Source organism: Pseudomonas sp. FG43 (genome assembly GCF_057809175.1).
In genome coordinates this window covers 42,883-63,894 of the sequence record NZ_JBMDJL010000011.1, presented here as the reverse complement: position 1 = coordinate 63,894, position 21,012 = coordinate 42,883, and the positions used below count along the sequence as shown (strand labels likewise).

At 58.8% G+C, this 21,012-nt stretch carries 16 protein-coding genes; 5 read left to right on the top strand and 11 right to left on the bottom strand.

From position 1 onward, the window contains the following. Positions 1-15 precede the first annotated feature (15 nt). From ACODS3_RS14735 to ACODS3_RS14710, 6 genes are all read right to left on the bottom strand, one after another. A complete protein-coding gene (locus ACODS3_RS14735; protein ID WP_304574630.1) occupies positions 16-1,152 on the bottom strand; it encodes a M14 family metallopeptidase in 1,137 nt (378 codons plus the stop codon). A gap of 78 nt (positions 1,153-1,230) precedes the next feature. Next, on the bottom strand, positions 1,231-1,776 hold the full coding sequence (locus ACODS3_RS14730) for a DUF4880 domain-containing protein (RefSeq protein ID WP_201000418.1): 546 nt from the start codon (positions 1,774-1,776) through the stop codon (positions 1,231-1,233). A gap of 470 nt (positions 1,777-2,246) precedes the next feature. Continuing rightward, complete coding sequence (locus ACODS3_RS14725) at positions 2,247-4,211, bottom strand: acetyl/propionyl/methylcrotonyl-CoA carboxylase subunit alpha (RefSeq protein ID WP_489034944.1); 1,965 nt, start codon at positions 4,209-4,211, stop codon at positions 2,247-2,249. Then, positions 4,208-5,029, bottom strand: a complete 822-nt coding sequence (locus ACODS3_RS14720; protein ID WP_201016980.1) for a gamma-carboxygeranoyl-CoA hydratase — start codon at positions 5,027-5,029, stop codon at positions 4,208-4,210. Before ACODS3_RS14720 ends, ACODS3_RS14725 begins: the two co-directional genes overlap by 4 nt. Before the next feature lie 14 nt (positions 5,030-5,043). Beyond that, complete coding sequence (locus ACODS3_RS14715; RefSeq protein ID WP_489034942.1) at positions 5,044-6,651, bottom strand: carboxyl transferase domain-containing protein; 1,608 nt, start codon at positions 6,649-6,651, stop codon at positions 5,044-5,046. Positions 6,652-6,666: 15 nt separating this feature from the next. Beyond that, positions 6,667-7,830, bottom strand: a complete 1,164-nt coding sequence (locus tag ACODS3_RS14710) for an isovaleryl-CoA dehydrogenase (protein ID WP_201016982.1) — start codon at positions 7,828-7,830, stop codon at positions 6,667-6,669. Positions 7,831-8,014: 184 nt separating this feature from the next. On the opposite strand from ACODS3_RS14710, the gene ACODS3_RS14705 reads away from it, so the two are divergent. Beyond that, positions 8,015-8,224, top strand: a complete 210-nt coding sequence (locus ACODS3_RS14705; RefSeq protein ID WP_322791246.1) for a hypothetical protein — start codon at positions 8,015-8,017, stop codon at positions 8,222-8,224. 315 nt (positions 8,225-8,539) lie between these two features. Here the strand turns inward: ACODS3_RS14705 and ACODS3_RS14700 are convergent, their stop codons facing one another. The 3 genes from ACODS3_RS14700 to ACODS3_RS14690 all read right to left on the bottom strand — a co-directional run bounded on the left by ACODS3_RS14700 (position 8,540) and on the right by ACODS3_RS14690 (position 10,954). After that, positions 8,540-9,439 (bottom strand): hydroxymethylglutaryl-CoA lyase, encoded by a 900-nt coding sequence (locus tag ACODS3_RS14700; protein WP_489034940.1) that lies wholly within the window; start codon positions 9,437-9,439, stop codon positions 8,540-8,542. Between the two features lie 32 nt (positions 9,440-9,471). After that, complete coding sequence (locus ACODS3_RS14695; protein WP_201016984.1) at positions 9,472-9,870, bottom strand: MerR family transcriptional regulator; 399 nt, start codon at positions 9,868-9,870, stop codon at positions 9,472-9,474. 145 nt (positions 9,871-10,015) lie between these two features. Continuing rightward, the gene (locus ACODS3_RS14690) at positions 10,016-10,954 is read right to left on the bottom strand and encodes a LysR family transcriptional regulator (protein ID WP_489034938.1); all 939 of its coding nucleotides are present in this window, start codon (positions 10,952-10,954) and stop codon (positions 10,016-10,018) included. Between the two features lie 168 nt (positions 10,955-11,122). On the opposite strand from ACODS3_RS14690, the gene ACODS3_RS14685 reads away from it, so the two are divergent. Beyond that, positions 11,123-12,334, top strand: coding sequence for an acyl-CoA dehydrogenase (locus tag ACODS3_RS14685; RefSeq protein ID WP_201016986.1), 1,212 nt, complete (start codon positions 11,123-11,125; stop codon positions 12,332-12,334). Positions 12,335-12,352: 18 nt separating this feature from the next. On the opposite strand, the gene ACODS3_RS14680 is transcribed toward ACODS3_RS14685, so the two are convergent. After that, entirely contained in the window at positions 12,353-13,696 is a 1,344-nt protein-coding gene (locus ACODS3_RS14680) for a substrate-binding domain-containing protein (protein ID WP_304574623.1), read from the bottom strand. Positions 13,697-13,824: 128 nt separating this feature from the next. Beyond that, on the bottom strand, positions 13,825-14,637 hold the full coding sequence (xthA, locus tag ACODS3_RS14675; RefSeq protein WP_201016988.1) for an exodeoxyribonuclease III: 813 nt from the start codon (positions 14,635-14,637) through the stop codon (positions 13,825-13,827). 348 nt (positions 14,638-14,985) lie between these two features. Between xthA and ACODS3_RS14670 the strand changes: the two genes are divergently transcribed. From ACODS3_RS14670 to tpx, 3 genes are all read left to right on the top strand, one after another. Next, on the top strand, positions 14,986-16,674 hold the full coding sequence (locus tag ACODS3_RS14670; RefSeq protein WP_489035055.1) for an autotransporter assembly complex protein TamA: 1,689 nt from the start codon (positions 14,986-14,988) through the stop codon (positions 16,672-16,674). An 11-nt stretch (positions 16,675-16,685) separates the two neighbouring features. After that, the gene (locus ACODS3_RS14665) at positions 16,686-20,360 is read left to right on the top strand and encodes a translocation/assembly module TamB domain-containing protein (RefSeq protein ID WP_489035053.1); all 3,675 of its coding nucleotides are present in this window, start codon (positions 16,686-16,688) and stop codon (positions 20,358-20,360) included. Positions 20,361-20,470: 110 nt separating this feature from the next. After that, positions 20,471-20,971, top strand: a complete 501-nt coding sequence (gene tpx / locus ACODS3_RS14660) for a thiol peroxidase (protein WP_201016990.1) — start codon at positions 20,471-20,473, stop codon at positions 20,969-20,971. Positions 20,972-21,012: the final 41 nt, after the last annotated feature.

Genomic DNA, 21,012 nt, shown 5'->3' with positions numbered 1-21,012 from the left:
TACCGAGTTGTGTGGTCAGCGCAAGGTCGGCGCAATTTCTGCGGTCACGGTCAGCACATCCCTGGCCAACTGGCCGGAACGCTTGCCTGACCAGCCTGTATTGGCATCCGGGGCGTTGTCGTTATCCTTGAACGGCATCTCCAGGGTCAGGGACAAGCATTTGAAGCGTTCGCCAACGCTGTTGCAGGCCAGAGTCATATTGGCCTGGCCGGGTGCGCTGCGGGGATAGCCATATCGTGTCTGGAAGTCGACGGTGATTTCACTGAGGCGGCGACGGAAATGTTCTTCCAGTTGCTGTTGTTGTGGGGTGTAGCCCGGATTGCCTTCGCAGGCGGCAGTGAAGACGTAAGGAATTTCTTCATCGCCATGGACATCGATGAACATGTCCACGCCATATTTTTCCATCTGCTGGCGGATGAAAAAGACTTCCGGACTTTTTTCTGCGGTGCTGTTCTGCCAGGCGCGGTTCAGATCGTTGCCCTGCGCGTTGGTGCGCAAGTGGCCATGAAATGCGCCGTCCGGGTTCACGTTTGGCACCAGATACAGATCCGCGCTGTCCAGCAGTTGCTTGATGACCGGATCGTCCTGTTCTTGCAGGCGTCCGATCAGGCCCTCCATGAACCACTCGGCCATGTGTTCGCCAGGATGTTGCTGGGCAATCATCCATACCTTGCGCTTGCCTTCATCGCCATTGCCATGGCGCAGAAGTTGAATGTCCCGGCCTTCGACACTCTTGCCGGTCGCCAGCAGGCGGGCGCCTGCCTTTTCCAGCGCCTGCTCGATCAGCCAGTCATGGCGCTCGCGGCTATAGGGCTCGAAATAGGCAAACCAGATTTGCGGCGCGGTGGGCGAAATACTGAAGTTCAGAGCCTTGCCATCGAAGCTGGAAGGGACGCGAAACCAGGTCTTGTGATCGTAGGAGGCCACGGCGTTATAGCCGCTCCAGGCACGATTGAAGGTGGACCCGCTGGCGTTGGTCAGGCTGAAGCCGTGTGGCTGGCCGACATTCAGGCCCTCGACCTTGAAGTGGAACCACTGGAAATGGGCGCTTTGGGTGTCAGGCGCAATTGCCAGTTCGATCCGGGCCGGATTGCTGGCATCGATGACTTGAATATTGCCGCTGTCGAAGTCGGCACGGATGGTGAGGGCCACGGTGTATTCCTGTGTGCGTAAGGCCCGTACTTTACACCGTTCGATAGCTTCTATGACGAGTTGAATGCTATCGGCGGCTCAGGAAAACGCTTCGGCCGTCATCACCAGGCCGCATACGAATGCGGTGAACAGACACCATCCCAGATACGCGCGGCGTTTGCGGCGATGCCAGCCTGAACTGCCGAGCAGGGCGGCGGGTGCTTGCAGGCGACGCCACAGGCGTTCGCTGGTCTGGAAGGCCGCAAGGTGTGCCGGATCGGCATCCAGCCAGTGGCGGAACTCGATGCGCTGGCTGGCAGTGGTGGCCGGGCTTTGCAGGTGAACATACCAGCGGTTGGCCTGTTCCTGAGCCAGGTCGCCGGGGAAGTCTGCCGGGCTGTCGTCATGTTTGTGAGCATGTTGCAGCACCCGGAACATGGCGCGCTCGACCTTTTCCAGATCGATTTCCAGAAAAGCGGCGATCTCGGCGTAGGAAATGCCATCAAGACGGCTGAGCAGGAATATCCGTTGGCGGCGGCGCGAGAGTTTGCCCAGGCTGCGGCTCAGCTCGGCGGCATGCGGGGCTACGGGAACATCGGGCTGCCGTGTGGGCAGATGCAATAGAGGCGAGAGCTGGCTACTCATGATGTATCGCTCGCTGATCTTCCATGGAAATCATCCTTGTGAGGTGAGGGGTGTCATCCGTGACTGGTGGTCAGATTAGTGAATACGAGAATCATTCTCAAGTGAAAAGTGACAACAATTACTATTTTTAATGAAAGTTGGAGCTAAAATTTATGACCCCGTTCGATATTGTTTTGCTATGATCCGCGCCATTCAGATACATAAAGACTTCATTAGCCTGAAGCAGCGAAAAAAAACCAAAAAAAGACCCGGCAAAAAGCCGGGTCAAAAACCGTGATTAGCCTGATGAGGAGATAATCCGGGAGTCGACCTAAGACTCCTGGGTTATCCGCCAGTCTCGCGACCAGCTGATGCAATAATAATCATTATCATTTGCAAGTCAAATGTTTTTCCTGCATCCATTGAAATAAATAATCCTGCCGTTATTCCGGTTTCCGATCCGGGCGATAGCCTTGTGGGCAAGCGCGTCCCTACGAATCCTGCATTTCCACCAGCAACGCTCCTTCACCGACCATTTCTCCTTCACGGCAGTGCAGGGCGCTAATGACTCCTGCCTGCGCCGCACGGATGCTGTGTTCCATTTTCATTGCCTCAAGTACCACCAGCTGTTCGCCTGCCTCAACCGTTTGGCCTTCCTCGACCAGTATCCGCACGATGCTGCCGTTCATGGGGGCGGTAAAGCCGCCTTGCTGGGTGTGGCTGGCGTTGACGGCGGCGATGGGGTCCATGCGCCTGATGGCGTGTACTTCGCCTTGCCATTTGAGGTAAAGCGTATCGCCCTGGCGGATTGCCAGATGCTGATGACGGACACCGTTGCACTCGACGATCAACCGGTCTGCGGCCCATGTCATCAGCGTTTCGCTGCTGTGGCGTAGCTGGACAACCTTGGTCCGGGCTTTGCACTGCAAATGCAGGTCGATCTGCCTGGGCAGCCCAAGTCGCAAGCCCGTGGTTGCAGACCATGGCGAGCAAGGCTCTGCCGCACAAATCCGTGAAGGCTCACTCTGGATGAAGGCTTCGGCAGCGGCCTGCCAGAACTCGTCGGCCAGCTCATCGACTGCCGGCAGCAATTGTTCCTGATAGCGCGGGATAAAGCCGGTATCAAGCTCGGTGGCGGCAAAGGCCGGATGGCCAATGATGCGTTGCAAAAAGGTCAGGTTGGTTTTCACGCCGCCCACCGCAAACTCATCGAGCATGGTCAGCAGGCGCAGGCGTGCTTCTTCCCGGTTCTCGCCCCAGGCAATCAGTTTGCCCAGCATGGGGTCATAGAACGGCGAGATGCTATCGCCTTCGCTCACGCCGCTGTCGATACGCTGGCCGTGGCGGGGAAGAGGTTCACGATAAAGGTTGAGGGTGCCGGTTGCGGGCAGAAAATCGTTTTCCGGATCTTCAGCATACAGGCGCACTTCGATGGCGTGCCCGTTCAGTGGGACTTGTTCCTGGGTGAGTGGCAGTGTTTCGCCGCGAGCGACGCGGATCTGCCACTGCACCAGGTCAAGCCCGGTGATGAACTCGGTGACCGGATGTTCGACCTGCAAGCGGGTGTTCATCTCCATGAAGAAAAACTCGCCCCGTGAGTCCAGCAGAAACTCCACGGTACCTGCGCCCACATAACCGATGGCCTGTGCCGCCCGCACGGCGGCTTCACCCATGGTCTGACGCAATTGCGGGCTCAGGCCGGGAGCCGGTGCTTCTTCGACGACTTTCTGGTGGCGACGCTGTATCGAGCAGTCGCGTTCGTTGAGATAGAGACAATGGCCATGCTGGTCGGCAAAAACCTGAATCTCGATATGACGCGGCCTGAGCAGGTACTTTTCCACCAGCATCCGCGAGTCGCCAAACGAGGATTGAGCTTCACGTTGCGCCGAAGCCAGTGCCTCGGCCAGCTCACTGGCTTTCTCGACAACTTTCATGCCCTTGCCGCCGCCCCCTGCGGTGGCCTTGAGCAGCACGGGATAGCCGATCCGCTCGGCAGCAGCGCGGAAGGTGTCCAGATCCTGGGCGGCACCATGATAGCCGGGCACCAGCGGGACGCCGGCAGCTTCCATCAAGGATTTGGCGGCGGACTTGCTGCCCATGGCCTCGATGGCTGAAGCGGGTGGGCCAATGAAGATCAGCCCGGCGTTTTCAACGGCGCGGGCAAATTCGGCGCTTTCGGACAGAAAGCCATAACCCGGATGAATTGCCTGGGCATCGCTGGATCGGGCGGCGGCGATCAGTTTTTCGATTTGCAGGTAGCTTTCTGCTGCCTTGCTCCCGCCAAGGTCCACCCGAATGTCCGCTTCACGGCTATGACGTGCTTCCCGGTCGATGGCGCTGTGGACTGCGACAGTGGTCAGCCCCAATTGTTTGGCGGTGCGCATGATGCGGCAGGTGATTTCGCCCCGGTTGGCAACCAGCAGCGTGGTCAGAACAGGCTTGGCCGGGGCATTCATGATTGCGAGTCCTTCTGTTTGTCTGCAGGTGTCTGCCAATAGGGTTGGCGTTTTTCCAGAAAGGCCCGCAGACCTTCCTGGCCTTCGGCACTGGTGCGAATCCTGGCAATGGCGCTTTCGCAGTAACGGCGCAGGGATGGCGTCAGTTCGCCGCTGCCGACTTCGCGCAGCAAATCTTTGCTGGCGCGCATGGCGTGGGGGCTGTTGAGCAGCAGATTGTTGATCCAGCGCTGGGTTTCGCCCTCCAGTTCCGCTAGCGGGTAACACTCGGCAAGCAGGCCGATCTCTCGTGCGCGCAAGCCATCGAAACGCTCGGCGGTAAGGGCGTAACGCCGCGCTGCACGCTCGCCGATGGCCTTGACCACGAACGGACTGATGACCGCAGGAGCCAGGCCGATCCGTACTTCTGACAGGCAGAACTGCGCCTCTTGCGCGCCAATCGCCAGATCGCAGCAACTGATCAGGCCCAGTGCGCCGCCAAATGCCGCGCCCTGGACCACGGCCAGCGTGGGGATTTTCAGTTTGGCCAGGTTGTACATCAGTTCGGCCAGTTCCCGGGCATCGTCCAGATTGGTGTTGTAGTCCAGATCCGCTGCCTGTTGCATCCAGCTCAGGTCGGCACCCGCGCTGAAATGTTTGCCATGGCCGCGAATCAGCAGGAAACGCAGGCTGGCATTGGCCTGCACCTCATCCAGGGCCAGGATCAGTTCGCGAATCATCTGCGCATTGAAGGCGTTGTGCTTTTCCGGGCGATTGAGCCAGAGAGTGGCAAAGCCGCGTGGGTCGTCGATCAGGGTCACGGTGGTGAAGGGCGTCATGGTCTATCCCCTGGTTACATGCGAAACAGGCCGAAAGTAGTGGGTTCGATGGGCGCGTTGAGCGAGGCCGAAAGCGCCAGGGCCAGAATGTCGCGGGTCTGGGCCGGGTCGATGACGCCGTCGTCCCAGAGGCGGGCGCTGGAGTAGTAAGGGTGCCCCTGATGCTCGTACTGATCGAGGATCGGCTGTTTCAGTTCGGTCTGTTGCTGTTCGCTGAAGGTCTGGCCGCTGCGTTCGGCCTGTTCACGCTTGACCTGCACCAGCACGCCTGCAGCCTGTTCGCCGCCCATTACACCGATCCGGGCGTTGGGCCACATCCACAGGAAGCGCGGGTCATAGGCGCGACCGCACATGCCATAGTTCCCGGCCCCGAAGCTGCCGCCGATGATCACCGTGAACTTGGGTACTCTGGCGCAGGCTACAGCGGTCACCAGTTTGGCGCCGTGCTTGGCAATGCCGCCGCTTTCGTATTTCTGGCCGACCATGAAACCGGTGATGTTTTGCAGGAACAGCAGCGGGATGCCGCGCTGACAGGCCAGCTCGATAAAGTGCGCGCCTTTCTGCGCGGCTTCGGCGAACAGGATGCCGTTATTGGCGAGGATCGCGACAGGATAGCCATGCAGCCGGGCAAAGCCGCAGACCAGCGTGGTACCGAACAAGGCCTTGAATTCATCCAGTACCGAGCCGTCCACCAGCCGCGCAATGACTTCGCGTACATCGAAGGGCTGCTTGGCTTCGATCGGAATCACGCCATACAACTCGTCGCTGGCATACAAGGGCGCAATGGGCGTGGTGATGTTCAGTTGGCCCTGCTTGCGCCAGTTGAGGTTGGCGACACTGCGGCGGGCCAGTTCAAGGGCGTGTTCATCATTCTCGGCATAGTGATCGGCCACCCCGGAGGTCCGGCAATGCACATCCGCGCCGCCCAGGTCTTCAGCACTCACCACTTCGCCGGTGGCAGCCTTTACCAGTGGCGGCCCGGCCAGGAAGATCGTGGCCTGTTGACGCACCATGATCGCTTCGTCGGCCATGGCGGGCACATAGGCACCGCCAGCCGTGCAGGAACCCATGACCACGGCAATCTGCGGGATGCCCATGGCACTCATGTTGGCCTGATTGAAAAAGATCCGCCCGAAGTGTTCGCGATCCGGAAACACTTCATCCTGACGAGGTAGGTTGGCACCACCCGAATCCACCAGATAAATGCAGGGCAGGCGATTCTGCTGGGCGATGGCCTGAGCGCGCAGGTGCTTTTTGACGGTTAACGGGTAGTACGAGCCGCCTTTGACCGTTGCGTCATTGGCGACAATCATGCATTCCACGCCCTCAACCCGGCCAATGCCTGCGATCACTCCGGCAGCCGGCACCTCTTCGTCATAGACGGTATGGGCCGCCAGTTGCCCGATTTCCAGAAACGGCGAGCCAAGGTCCAGCAAGCGGTTGATGCGCTCGCGAGGTAACAGTTTGCCTCGGGAAGTGTGGCGTTCCTGTGCCTTGCTGCCGCCACCCTCATGAACCTTGGCCAGCAGACGGCGCAACTCATTGACCTGCTCCAGCAGGGCCGCATGGTTGCTGGCGAATTCGGGGGAGCGCGTATTGATTCGGCTGGTCAGAATGGCCATGAAACACTCCGGAAGTCAGCGGGTCTCGTTGAACAGTTCGCGGCCAATCAGCATGCGCCGGATTTCACTGGTGCCCGCACCGATCTCGTACAGCTTGGCGTCGCGCAGCAGGCGACCGGCCGGGAATTCATTGATGTAACCGTTGCCGCCCAGAATCTGGATGGTATCCAGCGCCATTTGTGTCGCCCGCTCGGCGCTGTAGAGAATGATCCCGGCGGCATCCTTGCGGGTGGTCTCGCCTCGGTCGCAGGCCTGGGCGACCGCATACAGATAGGCGCGGCTGGCATTGAGCTGGGTGTACATGTCAGCGACCTTGCCCTGAATGAGCTGAAATTCGCCAATGCTCTGGCCGAACTGCTTGCGGTCGTGGATATAGGGCAATACCACATCCATGCAGGCCTGCATGATCCCGGTCGGGCCGCCAGACAGCACGACGCGCTCGTAATCCAGGCCGCTCATCAATACTTTCACGCCACCATTGAGCGGCCCCAGCAGGTTTTCTTCCGGGATTTCCACATCATCGAAAAACAGCTCGCAGGTATTTGAGCCACGCATGCCGAGCTTGTCGAACTTGTTGCTGCGGGTGAAACCTTTCCAGTCGCGCTCGACGATAAAGGCACTGATGCCATGTGCAGCTTGTTCCGGGTCGGTCTTGGCGTAGATCACATAGGTGTTGGCGTCCGGGCCGTTGGTGATCCAGGTCTTGCTGCCATTGAGTACGAAGCGGTCGCTATGCCGCTCGGCCCGAAGCTTCATCGAAACCACGTCGGAGCCGGCATTGGGCTCGCTCATGGCCAGGGCACCGACATGTTCGCCACTGATCAATGCGGGCAGATAGCGGGCTTTCTGCGCCGGGGTGCCATTGCGATTGATCTGGTTGACACACAGGTTCGAGTGCGCGCCATAGGAGAGGGCGACCGAGGCCGACCCGCGGCTGATTTCTTCCATGGCGACCACATGGGCCAGGTAGCCAAGACCTGCGCCGCCATATTCCTCGCTGACCGTGATGCCCAGGAGGCCCATTTCCCCGAACTTGCGCCACATATCGGCCGGGAACAGGTTGTCCCTGTCGATCTGCGCGGCACGAGGAGAGAGTTCGGATGCGACAAAGGACTGAAGCTGGTCGCGCAGCATGTCGATGGTTTCGCCCAGGGCGAAGTTCAGGCTGGGGTAGATCATGAATAGCGCTCCAGTTTTATTTTTGGCGGATTGTCTATGACCTTTACGTTAACGTAAGCCTGTAACTGCCAAAGTGTCAATGTCGAAGCGTTGCGAGGGAAAGGAGGAGGGTGGCGATGCTGAATGCCGGAAAGCACGAAGGGGAGCCTGGGCTCCCCTTCAAGGTTTCTTTGCATGCTCTTTTTTGTTTTTCGGGAGGCCTTTTATTGTTTTTGGCGACCTGGCCCTTCACATCTTTTTTGAGCGATCCCCATTCGGGATCAAGAGCAAACGTATTTTTTTGAGCGCTGATGTGGCTTTTATCTTGTCGATCCAACCAGTACTGGAGCTACCTGAAGGTAGTTTTATTATTCTCTGTCCGGTTGCGAGCACCCTTGGTTACAAGGGCCTCTGAAAAGCTATCCACTCCAAAAAAATCTGTTAGCTGCGCCTCTGTCCGTGTTGTTCTTGTTATGTCAGAGCCGATACATATTGTTTTTATTGGATTGCTGCGTTTTCTTGTTCTTGTTGTACAAGAGATATAGCAGAACCCGTGCCAGTTTTTATGAAGCCCTTTAAAGCCGGGGCTTTGGCGGGATTCCGGAGGCTGATGGGCTGGCCCGTCAGTCTCTGAATGTTTCCGTGTTACCCGTTTTCACTGAACTGATCAGTGGTGAGGGTAACACTCTGTGACAAGTTGTCGCACCGGCTCGCCGACCAATGACCTTTCTCAGATGTGCAGGCGGGCCAGGGCCACTTTCGATCCGTTTCGGCGTTCCAGCACCGTACAGATTCGCTGACCAGCAGTGATCAGCAGGTCCAGATCGATACCGGTGTCGATACCCAGGCCGCCGAGCATATACAGCACATCCTCCGTTGCGACATTGCCGCTGGCGCCCTTGGCGTAAGGGCAGCCGCCAAGTCCGGCGACCGAGCTGTCGAATACCCCGATTCCCTCCAGCAGGCTGGCGTAGATATTGGCCAATGCCTGGCCATAGGTGTCATGGAAATGCCCGGCGAGTTTGCCGCGGGGAATCTGCCCGGCGACCGCGTTGAACAGTTCCCGGGTAGCGCCTGGCGTGCCGGTGCCGATAGTGTCGCCCAGAGAAACTTCGTAGCAGCCCATGGCGATCAGTTCGTTGGCCACGGACGAAACCTGCCGGGGCGAAACCTTGCCCTCATAAGGGCAGCCCAGCACGCACGAGACATAGCCTCGCACCGCAATGCCATGCAGGTGGGCCGCGGCCATCACTGGCAGAAAACGTTCCAGGCTTTCACTGATGGAGCAATTGATATTGCGCTGTGAAAAGGCTTCGGAGGCTGAGGCAAATACCGCTACCTCCCGAACGCCGGCCGCCAGTGCATCCTCGAAACCTTTGAGGTTGGGTGTCAGGGCTGAATAGGTGACATCGGGCAGGCGATGAAGACGGGCAAAGACTTCGGCGGAGTCGGCCATCTGCGGCACCCATCTGGGCGATACGAAGCTGCCGGTCTCGATATGTTTCAGTCCTGCCGTTGCCAGGTCTTCGATCAGTTGCACCTTGTCAGTGAGGCCGACCGGGCGTGCTTCGTTTTGCAGGCCATCTCTGGGGCCTACCTCCACCAGACGAACACGTTGAGGTAAATGCATGGCGCTTGGACCTCATATTTTGTCGAGGTTTATCATTCAGATAATTGATCTGAAAGGGTTTTATCCAGTGCGGCGCGGCAGCGTTCCTCTGCCGTATCCAGCTCCAGCTGCATCTGCTGGATGTCCAGAAGTTGCTGCTCCAGCTGGCCGCGACGCTCTTCGATCTTGCCTAGCATGGTGTGCAATTGCTTGTGATTGCCGCCGTGGGGGTCATACAACTCGATCAACTCCTTGCATTCGGCAAGTGAGAAACCAATGCGCTTGCCACGCAGGATCAGCTTGAGGGTGACTTTGTCGCGGGCGGAGTAGATGCGTTCAAGGCCCCGTCTTTCGGGGCTCAGCATGCCTTGCTCCTCGTAAAAGCGAATGGCGCGGGTGGTGATGTCCAGTTCGCGGGCGAGGTCGGAGATGCTGTAGGTCGGGCTGGTCATGGCTTTGCTCGGCGGGGAAACCTTTGGGGTAACCTAAGGCTGGCTTGACGTATACGTCAAGCCAGTGCCGCTGTGAGATGGCGAAGTTAAAGCTAGAAATAGCTTTAACTTAAAGATAAAAACCAATATTTATCAGTATTTTGAGTTATATTGTTAATTCTCTTTCTGGGTTGTTTTCCTGCGCCGTTACCCGCTGGCACAGCTCAATAAGCTGCTCGCGCATCCAGCGATTGGCCGGGTCCTGGTCAGTGCTTTCATGCCAGTAAAGATGGGTTTCGACCGCAGGCACATCACTGACGGGCAAGCAAACGTAGTGCAGATCGTGACGGCGGGAAAAACGTTCGGGCACAGTCATGACCATATCGGTCTGCTGGAGCACCTGAGTTGCCATCAAATAGTGCTGGGAGCGCAATGCGATCTTGCGCTGGATACCCATCTTGCCCAGTGCCAGGTCCACATGCCCCAGGCCACTGCGGCGGCTGGAAATATGAATGTGTGCCTGTGCCAGATAATCATCCAGGCTCAGGGTTGTCTTGCCAGCCATAGGGTGGCCCTTGCGCATGGCGCAGACGTATTTGTCTTCCATCAGCTTGACGTGACGCACTTGCGGGTCGGTATTGAGTGGTGCATCGACAGCAAAGTCCAGGCGACCGGCAGCCAGTTCCTTGGTGGTTTCGCGACGCTTTGACAGGAAGCTTTCGATGGTCACCGCCGGTGCCTGACGACGTAAGCGCTGGAACAGCAGGGGCAGGATCACCGCTTCGGTCAGGTCGGTCATGCTGATGCGGTAATTCTTGATGGCCTGCAACGGATTGAAGATGCGGCTTTCCTGCACCGACACACGCAGCAGTGACAAGGCATTGCGGACCGGGCCGATGATGTTCTGGGCCATGGGGGTAGGCACCATGCCTTGGGCCGTACGCACGAACAACGGGTCGTTGAAGGTTTCACGCAGTCGCGCCAATGCATTGGATACCGCAGGCTGGGTAATGCCAACGATCTGGCCGGCTCGTGTCAGATTGGCTTCGGTATAAATGGCGTCGAAGACAATGAAAAGATTGAGATCAACCTTGCTCAGGTTCATTGGAGGGCGCCTCTTGTCGTTCTTGTAGGATCACTGCTTATGCCGCAGCGTGGCTCGATCATATATTGGTTATGAATGTTTATATACGCCGAGAATAGATTAGATAAATGCCGATGGGTTCTTTAGCATCCTTCCATGACCTCGATTCCCTTGAGAAGGTAGCTGCCCATGGACTTTGCCTATTCCCCGAAAGTGCAGGAACTGCGCGAGCGTGTCACTGCATTCATGGACACTTACGTCTATCCCGCTGAACCTGTGTTCGAGCGCCAGGTGGCGGAAGGTGACCGCTGGCAGCCCACGGCAATCATGGAAGAGCTCAAGGCCAGGGCCAAAGAACAAGGCTTGTGGAACCTGTTCCTGCCCGAGTCGAAGCTGGGTGCGGGCCTGACCAATCTTGAGTACGCGCCCCTGGCAGAAATCATGGGTCGCTCGCTGCTCGGGCCTGAGCCCTTCAACTGCTCGGCTCCGGACACCGGCAATATGGAAGTGCTGGTCCGCTACGCGACCCAAGAGCAGAAGCAGCAATGGCTGGAGCCTCTGCTGCGCGGTGAGATCCGTTCGGCATTCGCCATGACCGAGCCCGATGTGGCTTCCTCGGATGCGACCAACATGGCGGCCCGCGCCGAGCGCGATGGCGACGAGTGGGTCATCAACGGCCGCAAGTGGTGGACCTCGGGTGCCTGTGACCCTCGCTGCAAGATCCTGATCTTCATGGGCCTGACCAGTCCCGACGGCCCGCGTCATCAGCAGCACTCCATGATTCTGGTGCCTGCGGACACGCCCGGCGTGAAAATCGTGCGGCCGTTACCGGTCTTTGGCTATGACGATGCGCCTCATGGTCATGCCGAGGTGCTGTTCGAGAATGTCCGCGTGCCTTACGGCAATGTCTTGTTGGGCGAGGGGCGTGGTTTTGAAATTGCTCAGGGCCGTCTGGGGCCGGGGCGTATCCACCACTGCATGCGTTCGATCGGCATGGCCGAGCGTGCCCTGGAGTTGATGTGCCAGCGAGCGTCCAGTCGCGTTGCATTCGGCAAGCCGCTGGGCCTGTTGGGCGGCAATATCGACAGGATCGCGGATTCGCGCATGGAGATCGATATGGCGCGCCTGCTGACCCTCAAGGCCGCTTACATGATGGATACCGTGGGCAACAAGGTGGCCAGGAGCGAGATTGCCCAGATCAAGGTGGTTGCACCGAACGTGGCTCTGAAAGTCATTGACCGTGCCATCCAGATGCATGGCGGCGCCGGGGTTTCCAATGACTTTCCGTTGGCTTACATGTATGCCATGCAGCGCACTCTGCGCCTGGCTGACGGCCCGGACGAAGTACACCGTGCGGCAATCGGCAAGTTCGAGCTGGGCAAGTACTTGCCGCAGAAGTGAGTGTGCCGGGGCGCGGGTTCAGTTCACCCAGACTTCAACCCGCCGATTCTTGATCCGGCCATCGTCGGCGTCGTTGCCCGCGACTGGCATTTCATCGCCAAAGCCCAGTATTTCACGGAAGGTCACGCCGTTTTTCTGCAGTTCCCGGCGTACCGCCATGGCGCGCAGCCGGGAAAGCAGTGTGGCTCGCGCCGAGTCATTCTTGGCGTCACCAAACCCTACCAGAGTGACTTGCTGATTCAGCTTTTCGTGGGTTTTCAGGTAGTCCACCACGCGCCTCAAGTCGAGTTTCGCCTTGTTGTCGAGCCGGGCGCTGCCCTGGGCAAAGCGGAAGTTGACCGACAGGCGCTCGGCCTGACGGGTCAATGCCTGATAGTCCTCGGGCATCTGCGCTGTGGCCTGGACTTTCATGGCCTGAACGGTCTGCGCTACAAAACCGTTGCGGGCCACGATGTCCTGGCCTTCGGCGCTTTGCGCAAACTGAACCAGTGCCTGAGCCCATTCATGCTTCACCTTGGGCGGAACGTACAGATACAGGCGCCTTGAGAGCGGGTAATCCTCGGTCGCAATCAGGCTGACAGTCGGGAGCATCGCTTTTGAATCACCGTCGGCAACCGCCACGGCCTTGGCATGACGCACATAGGGCAGGCCGATGAAGCCAATTGCGTTGCGATCCTTGCTGACTTCATCGGACAACTGCTCGCTGGACTCGAAGCGCTTGGCCTGACGCGACAGTGTCTTGCCGTTTCTGGCCAGGACCAGTTCCTTGAAGGTTTCATACGTGCCGGATTTCTCATCGCGCACATACAGATGGATCGCTCCGGCCTTGCCGCCGACTTCTTCCCAGTCCTGAACTTCCCCCGAAAAGATGCGCGCCAGTTCCAGGGTGGAGAGCTGACGCAGCGGATTGCCCGGATGCAGGATGACCGCCACGCCGTCGATGGCGATCACTTGCTCGCCTTCAGGGCTTTTCAGATCGCCAAGATTCGCCAGATCCAGTGCTTCCTGATCCTTGATCGGCCGCGAAGACGCGGCAATATCGGCACTGCCAGCCTTAAGGGCACTGAATCCGGTGCCTGAGCCATGAGCGGCAATTTCTGTGATGACGGACTGCCCGGCAGCCGTCATGCCTGTCACGCGGGCTTCGTTTTGCTGGGCTCCGGGCAATGTTTGCAGTGATTGCAGGCCTTGCTGGCGCATCAGGCCTTCGACCAGTTCGGGTCCCAGTTGCGCATCGATGGTGTTGGAGCCCTGGATGCGCAGGGCCGGGCGACCATCCGCCGGAACGGGCAACGCTGCCTGGGTCATGCCGGGCAGGATGGCGCAAGAGATCGCCAGTGCGGAAAGCAGAGCGCGCAGCATCTGCGTCACCTTGTATTGCGGAAAGTGTCGGCAGAATAAGACAGATAGATTGCTGAAATATGACGGTTGATGGGGGGACAGGATTTGCGTGAGCCGACTTGTCTTGCAAGCCGGCATCGCGGCATTTGTCAGCTCAATTCAAGCCAGATCGGTGCGTGATCCGAAGGTTTTTCCATGCCGCGCAATTCGTAGTCCACACCGGCGGCCTTGATGCGCGGTTGCAGGCCGGTGGAGGTCATGATCAGGTCGATTCGCAGACCGCGCTTGGGGCTGTCCTCAAAGCCGCGGCTGCGGTAGTCGAACCAGCTGAACTGATCGGCCACTTCCGGGTTCAGGTGGCGGAAGCTGTCGACCAGGCCCCAGTTCTTCAGACGTTCCATCCATTCGCGTTCTTCCGGCAGGAAGCTGCATTTACCGGTTTTCAGCCAGCGCTTGGCATTATCCGGGCCGATACCGATATCGCAGTCCTGAGGAGAAATATTCACATCGCCCATGACGATCAGTGGCTGATCATTACTGAACCGGTTTTCCAGCAGCGCCTGCAAGTCGCTGTAAAAGCGTTGCTTGGCGGGAAACTTGGTGGGGTGGTCGCGGCTTTCACCCTGAGGGAAGTAGCCGTTCATGATGGTGACCGGCTGGCCATTGCTGTCGGCGTAGGTGCCCCAGATGAAACGCTTCTGTGCCTCTTCGTCATCGCCCTCGAAACCCTTGTGCAGGGCCAGCGGCATATTGCGCGAGAGCAGGGCGACACCGTAATGGCCTTTCTGGCCATGGAAGTGGACGTGGTAGCCAAGGGCTTCGATTTCGGCCTGGGGGAACTGCTCATCGGAGACTTTTGTTTCCTGCAGACCAATCACGTCAGGCTGATGTTTTTCGATCAGCGCCGCCAGCTGATGCGGTCGGGCACGCAGACCGTTGATGTTGAACGAGACAATTTTCATAAAGCGGCAGTCCTGGATTCATGCAAAGAAGCGATGCTAGCCGACCCGCTGATTTACGGCCAGCATGCCGTCGGCTGCTACGCTGGATGGATTGCTGGAACTGTACTGGCGCCATCCACTCTCATCCGTGCGTTGCCTTGGCGCCAGGGCTTTGTAGAAATAGCCGAAATAATTGTGGGGCCTGTCCGAAAGCAGGCTTTTTTCTGATCATATCCTCAGGTTTTACCGCCTGTAATGACGTAAGGGATTGAAAGTTCGACTTATTGACGTGTTCCAGCGCACCCCGTCGGTCGTGTTAGCATCCGTGCCCATATGAAGTTTTTAACAACGCTCAGTAGCGTGCTGCTGATGTCCTTGAGTGCAACGGCCCTTGCCCAAGCCAGCCTGGATGTCAGGATCAAGCCCGCGAATCCGGAACTCAAAGCCAACGTCGAAGGATATGTGGGCAGCCTTGGCGAGCGTGACGCCGAAGCCTTGCAACACTTCAGCCTGGGTGCCGAAGAGCAGGCGCAGAAGGCGGCCCAGGCGCTGGGCTACTATCAGGCTCGAATCGACAGTCAGGTGACAGGCGACAAGGACCCGAAGCTGGTCATCAATATCCAGCCGGGTGAGCCGATCCGCCTGCGCAATGTGACGGTGCGCATCGACGGGCCGGCTGCTTCCCTGAAGGCTTTTCAGGTTCCGAAAAGCCAGGCGCTGGCGCCGGGTGCGGTGCTTAACCATGGTCATTACGAAGACGCCAAGCGTCTGATCCAGAATCAGGCATCGCGCTACGGCTTTTTCAGCGGACGCTTCACCAGCCAACGTCTGGCGATAGATCCGCGGGCCGGGGTGGCGGACATCGATCTGGTCTATGACAGCGGTCCGCGCTACTCACTGGGCAAAGTGGTGTTCAGTGGTGACTCGCCCCTCGACGATGACCTGCTCAAGCGCATGGTGCCGTTCAAGGAAAACACACCCTATGACTCGCAACTGATCGCCGAACTCAACCAGGCCATGCAGGCCAGCGGTTATTTCGAGGGTGTCCGTGTGGACGCTGCACCGACTGCCGCCGTTGGGCAAGTCATCCCGGTGACCGTGCAACTGGAAACCCGCAAACCGCGCACCATGGGGCTTGGGCTGGGCTTTTCCACTGACGTCGGGCCGCGGGGCAAGGCCAACTGGACTCGTCACTGGGCCAATCCCCAAGGGCACAGTTATGGCTTTGAAACGGAGCTGTCTGCACCTCGGCAGAACGTGGGCCTGTGGTACGACGTGCCGCTCGATCCACCGCTGACCGACAAGCTGCGTTTTGCCGGTGGCTATCAATATGAAGAAATCGCGGGCACCGACAGCCTCAGCAAGCTGCTCACGGTCGGCCCTGAATGGCACAGCAAGTTGCCCAGCGGCTGGGAGCGGGTGGTTTCCCTCAAGTGGCAGCGTGAAGAGTACCGACTGGGCGATGACAGTGGCCTGAGCACCTTGCTGATGCCCGGTATCAGTTATTCGTTCCTGCGCAGTGACAATCGCATCGACCCAAGCCACGGCTACCGACTGCAGTTCGATGCTCAGGTGGCCAAGGAGGGCGTGATGTCCGACGCCAACCTGTTCCATGGCAACGTGTTGCTCAAGGGCCTGACCACTGTGGCGCAGAATCACCGTTTTCTTGGGCGTGTGCAGTTCGGGGGCAACCTCACCAATGGCTACAAGTCCATCCCGCCGTCGCTGCGTTTTTTTGCCGGTGGTGACCAGAGCGTTCGCGGTTACGACTATCAGACCCTGTCGCCGACCAACTCCGATGGCGATCGTATCGGCGGCCGCTACATGGTGGCTGGCAGCGTCGAGTATCAATATTCCATCGCCGAAAAGTGGCGTCTGGCGACTTTTGTCGATCAGGGCAACTCCTTCAATAACCTTGAGCTGCCGAGCATGAAGACCGGCGTAGGCTTCGGTGTGCGCTGGGTTTCACCGGTCGGGCCGTTGCGTCTGGATCTGGCCCGTGCGCTGGACGATGACGGCGGGATTCGTCTGCACTTCTCCATGGGACCGGAACTGTGAAGCGTCTGAATATGAAGCGTGCGGCGAAAATGGCCGGCCTGAGTCTGGTTACGGTCCTGCTGTTGTTGGTCGTTGGCACATGGCTGGCGGTGGGCACGCAAGGTGGCAGCCAGTGGCTGTTGGCGCGGGTGCCCGGTGTGCAGGTGGACAATTTCAGTGGCCGGCTGGGCGGGCAATGGCGTGCTGACACAGTGCTCTGGCAGCAAGGCGAGGATCGTGTCGAGGTCACTGCCGTCGAGTTCGACTGGACGCCTGCCTGTCTCTTGAAAATGACCCTGTGTGTCGAACAACTGCATGCCGCTCAGGTTCGCATGCACTTCACCGCCAGTGATGAGCCTGCCAGCGAAGGTCCTCTGACCTTGCCGCAATTGAAGCTGCCACTGGCGATTCGCCTGAATGACGTACAACTGGGCAGTTTGCAACTGGACGGCGTCGAGCAACTGAACAATCTGAAGCTGGCGGCGCACTGGACTGCCGATGGGCTGCAAATCGATTCGGCCCATTTGCAGCGCGACAGCCTGGTCCTCGACCTTGCCGGTCTGTTGACGCCCGAGGGCAACTGGCCGCTGACTGCCAAAGGCACCTTGCAACTGCCACCTCAGGACGGAAAGCCCTGGGCACTGGCGCTGGATATCACCGGCGAACTGCTCAAGACCCTGCACCTCAAGGCGGACAGCAGCGGCTACCTGCAAGGGCAATTGAGCGGTGAGTTGCAAGCGCTGGCCGAGCATCTGCCAGCCAGGCTGAACATCACCTCCGAGCGCTTCAAACCCAGTGCCGGACTGCCGGATACCTTGCAGCTTGAGCAGGTGCTGCTCAATGCCCAAGGTAACCTCGACAGTGGCTACCAGATAACCGGCAGCGCCAGCCTGCCAGCCGAGCAAGGTCCGGTCGCTCTGGCGCTGCAAGGGCGGGTCGATGTCAAAGGCGCGGATATCGCGGCGCTGCAACTGACGGCCAGTGATCAACAACATCTCACCCTCAACGGTCAGTTGAACTGGGAAAACGAGTTCAAGGCCGATGCGAAAATCGACTGGCTGGATTTCCCGTGGCAGCGGCTTTATCCGTTGGCGAGCGAGCCTCAGGTCAGCTTGCGCAAGTTCACTGGCGAGATTTCCTATACCGATGGCCAGTATCTGGGCAATTTCAGCTCAGACCTGGATGGCCCCGCGGGCGCTTTCAGCCTGGGTAGCCCGTTCAGTGGCAATTTGCAGCGGGTGTACCTGCCGCAACTGGAACTGGTCGCAGGGCAGGGCAAGGCCAGCGGTCATCTGAACCTGCAATTCGCCGATGGCATCGGCTGGGACACGGCTCTGGACCTGGCATCTCTCGATCCGTCCTATTGGGTTGCAGAGCTGCCGGGCACTCTGGCGGGTGCGCTGCGTAGCAAGGGGCAATTGAAAAACGAAAGGCTTGAGCTCAATGCCGACCTCGATCTCAAAGGCCGTTTGCGTGGGCAACCCGCTGTATTGATGGCCAAGGCCGATGGCGCGGGTGAGCAGTGGAACCTCAGTGCGCTGGATATACGCCTGGGTGATAACCGGATTCAGGGGAGCGGCAGTTTGCAGCAGCGCCTCGCGGGTCAACTGGACCTCAATCTGCCACGCCTGGGGCAGCTATGGCCGAGGTTGCAAGGGCGGCTCAACGGAAAACTGAATCTGGCCGGGACGCTCCAGGCTCCCCAGGGCCAGCTTGACCTGCAAGGCGCGCAACTGGCCTTGCAGGACAATCGCCTGCAAAACCTGACGCTGGCGGCAAAGCTCGATCAGGCCCAGCGGGCAACGGTCGACCTCAAGGGCAGTGGTATTCAGGCGGGTAACACGGCGTTGGGAACCTTGACCGTCAATGGGCAGGGCACGCTCAAGAACCAGCAGATGAAGCTCGACCTGCAAGGCCCGCTGCTGAAACTGGCCCTGGCACTGGATGGTGCTCTGGATCAGGGCAACTGGCGTGGGCGTCTGGCCAGCGGTGCCATTCAGAGCGGCGGGCAGGACTGGCAATTGCAGCGGCCAGCGAAGCTTGAGCGTCTGGCTGACGGCAAGGTCAACTTCGGTGCCCATTGCTGGGCGTCCGGACAGGCCAGCCTCTGTGCTGAGGATCAGCGCCTGCTGCCCGATCCGCGCCTGCGCTATCAACTGAAGAACTTCCCTCTGGAAAGCCTGGCTCAATGGCTGCCCAAGGATTTCGCATGGAAAGGTTCGCTCAACGCGGATGTAAAACTCGACATGCCTGCGGCCGGTCCTGATGGGCAAATCACGGTCGATGCCAGTAACGGTACGCTGCGGGTTCGGGAAAAGGACCAATGGCTGGATTTTCCCTATCGAAGCCTGAAGCTCAGCAGCACCCTGAAGCCCCAGCGTATTGACTCGCGGCTGGATTTCGATGGCGAGAAACTGGGCAGGCTGCTGCTTGATGTGCGTATCGATCCGTTATCGCGCAACAAGAGCCTGAGTGGCGATTTCAGTCTGTCCGGTCTTGATGTGTCCGTGGCACGGCCCTTCGTGCCTATGGTGCAGAAGCTCAATGGCCGTCTGAGCGGCAATGGCCGTCTGTCTGGTGGCCTGCTGGCGCCTCAGGTCAATGGCAGCATCCGCCTCAATGATGGCGAGGTTTCCGGTCCCGAGCTTCCGATGGAGTTGCAGGGTTTGAAGGTGCAGGCCCTGATTGCCGGGGAAAGCGTGCAGCTCGATGGCGGCTGGAGAAGCGGCTCGAACGGGCAGGGAACCGTGAGCGGGCAGGTGGCCTGGGGGCAGGCCTTGCTGGTGGATATCAACCTCAAGGGCTCGCGCCTGCCGATTACCGTCGAGCCTTATGTCGCCGTGGAAGCGGCGCCCGATCTGAAAATCTCCATGCACAACGACCGGCTGGGCATTTCCGGCAAGGTACTGGTGCCCAAGGGCACGATCACGGTGCGCGAGTTGCCGCCGTCTACGGTGAAGTTGTCGGGCGATACGGTCATCGTGGGGCAACAGACCGAAGAGGGCGCGCCGCCGCTGGCCATGGCGATGGATATCGATGTCGAGGTCGGTCAGGAAAAACTGGCATTCAGCGGCTTCGGGCTGACAGCGAATCTTGCTGGTCATGTGCATATTGGCGACAACCTCGATACCCGTGGCGAACTGAACCTCAATGATGGGCGTTATCGTGCCTATGGCCAGCGCCTGACCATTCGCAAGGCCCGCCTGCTGTTTGCAGGCCCCATCGATCAGCCATATCTGGATATTGAAGCGATTCGCCAGACCGACGACATCATCGCCGGTATCCGGCTGACAGGCAGCGCCGAGCAGCCCACCACCGAAGTGTTTTCCGAGCCGGCCATGAGCCAGGAGCAGGCGCTTTCATATCTGGTAATGGGCAGGCCCCTGGGCAATACCGGTGAAGACAACAATATGGTGGCCCAGGCGGCCCTGGCGCTGGGGGTAGCGGGAAGTGCTTCCACTACCGGAAAACTGGCCGACAACCTCGGGATCAAGGACTTTGAACTCGACACCACGGGGACCGGCAACAAGACCAATGTCGTGGCCAGCGGCAAGATCACCGAAAAACTCAGCCTGCGTTATGGCGTAGGCGTGTTCGAGCCGGCCAATACCATTGCGTTGCGCTATATGCTGAGCAAAAGGGTATATCTGGAAGCGGCCAGCGGTATTGCCAGTTCGCTGGATATTTTCTATAAACGGGATTTTTAGCGCGAAGGCTCTATCTCGTACCCGTTTCGGAAATATCCGATATAGGTACTTGGTCACTTTCGTGGTTAACTTCCGGCTCTTCCAAAACTCTGTAAAAAGGACTTGGTTTCATGGCTCAAGTAACGCTCAAAGGCAACCCTGTACAAATCGCTGGCGATCTGCCGAAGACTGGCAGTGTCGCTCCTGCCTTCACACTGGTGGGTGCCGGCCTTGCCGATGTGACTCTGGCGGACTTCGCGGGCAAGCGTAAAGTGCTGAACATTTTCCCAAGCGTCGACACGCCGACCTGCGCGACTTCCGTGCGCAAGTTCAATGCTCAGGCCAATGAGGTGAACAACGCGGTCGTACTGTGTATCTCCGCTGACCTGCCATTCGCCCAGGCTCGCTTCTGTGGCTCGGAAGGTCTGGAGAACGTCCAGAACCTGTCTTCTTTCCGCAGTGCCGATTTCGGCAAGAACTACGGCGTTGAAATCGCCGATGGTGCTCTGGCTCACCTGACTGCTCGTGCTGTTGTCGTCCTGGACGAAAACAACAATGTATTGCACAGCGAGCTGGTTTCGGAAATCGCCGAAGAGCCGAACTATGAAGCGGCTCTGGCTGTATTGAAGTAATACGTTGCAACACTTCAGCGGCCTGAATCCGTTCAGGCCGT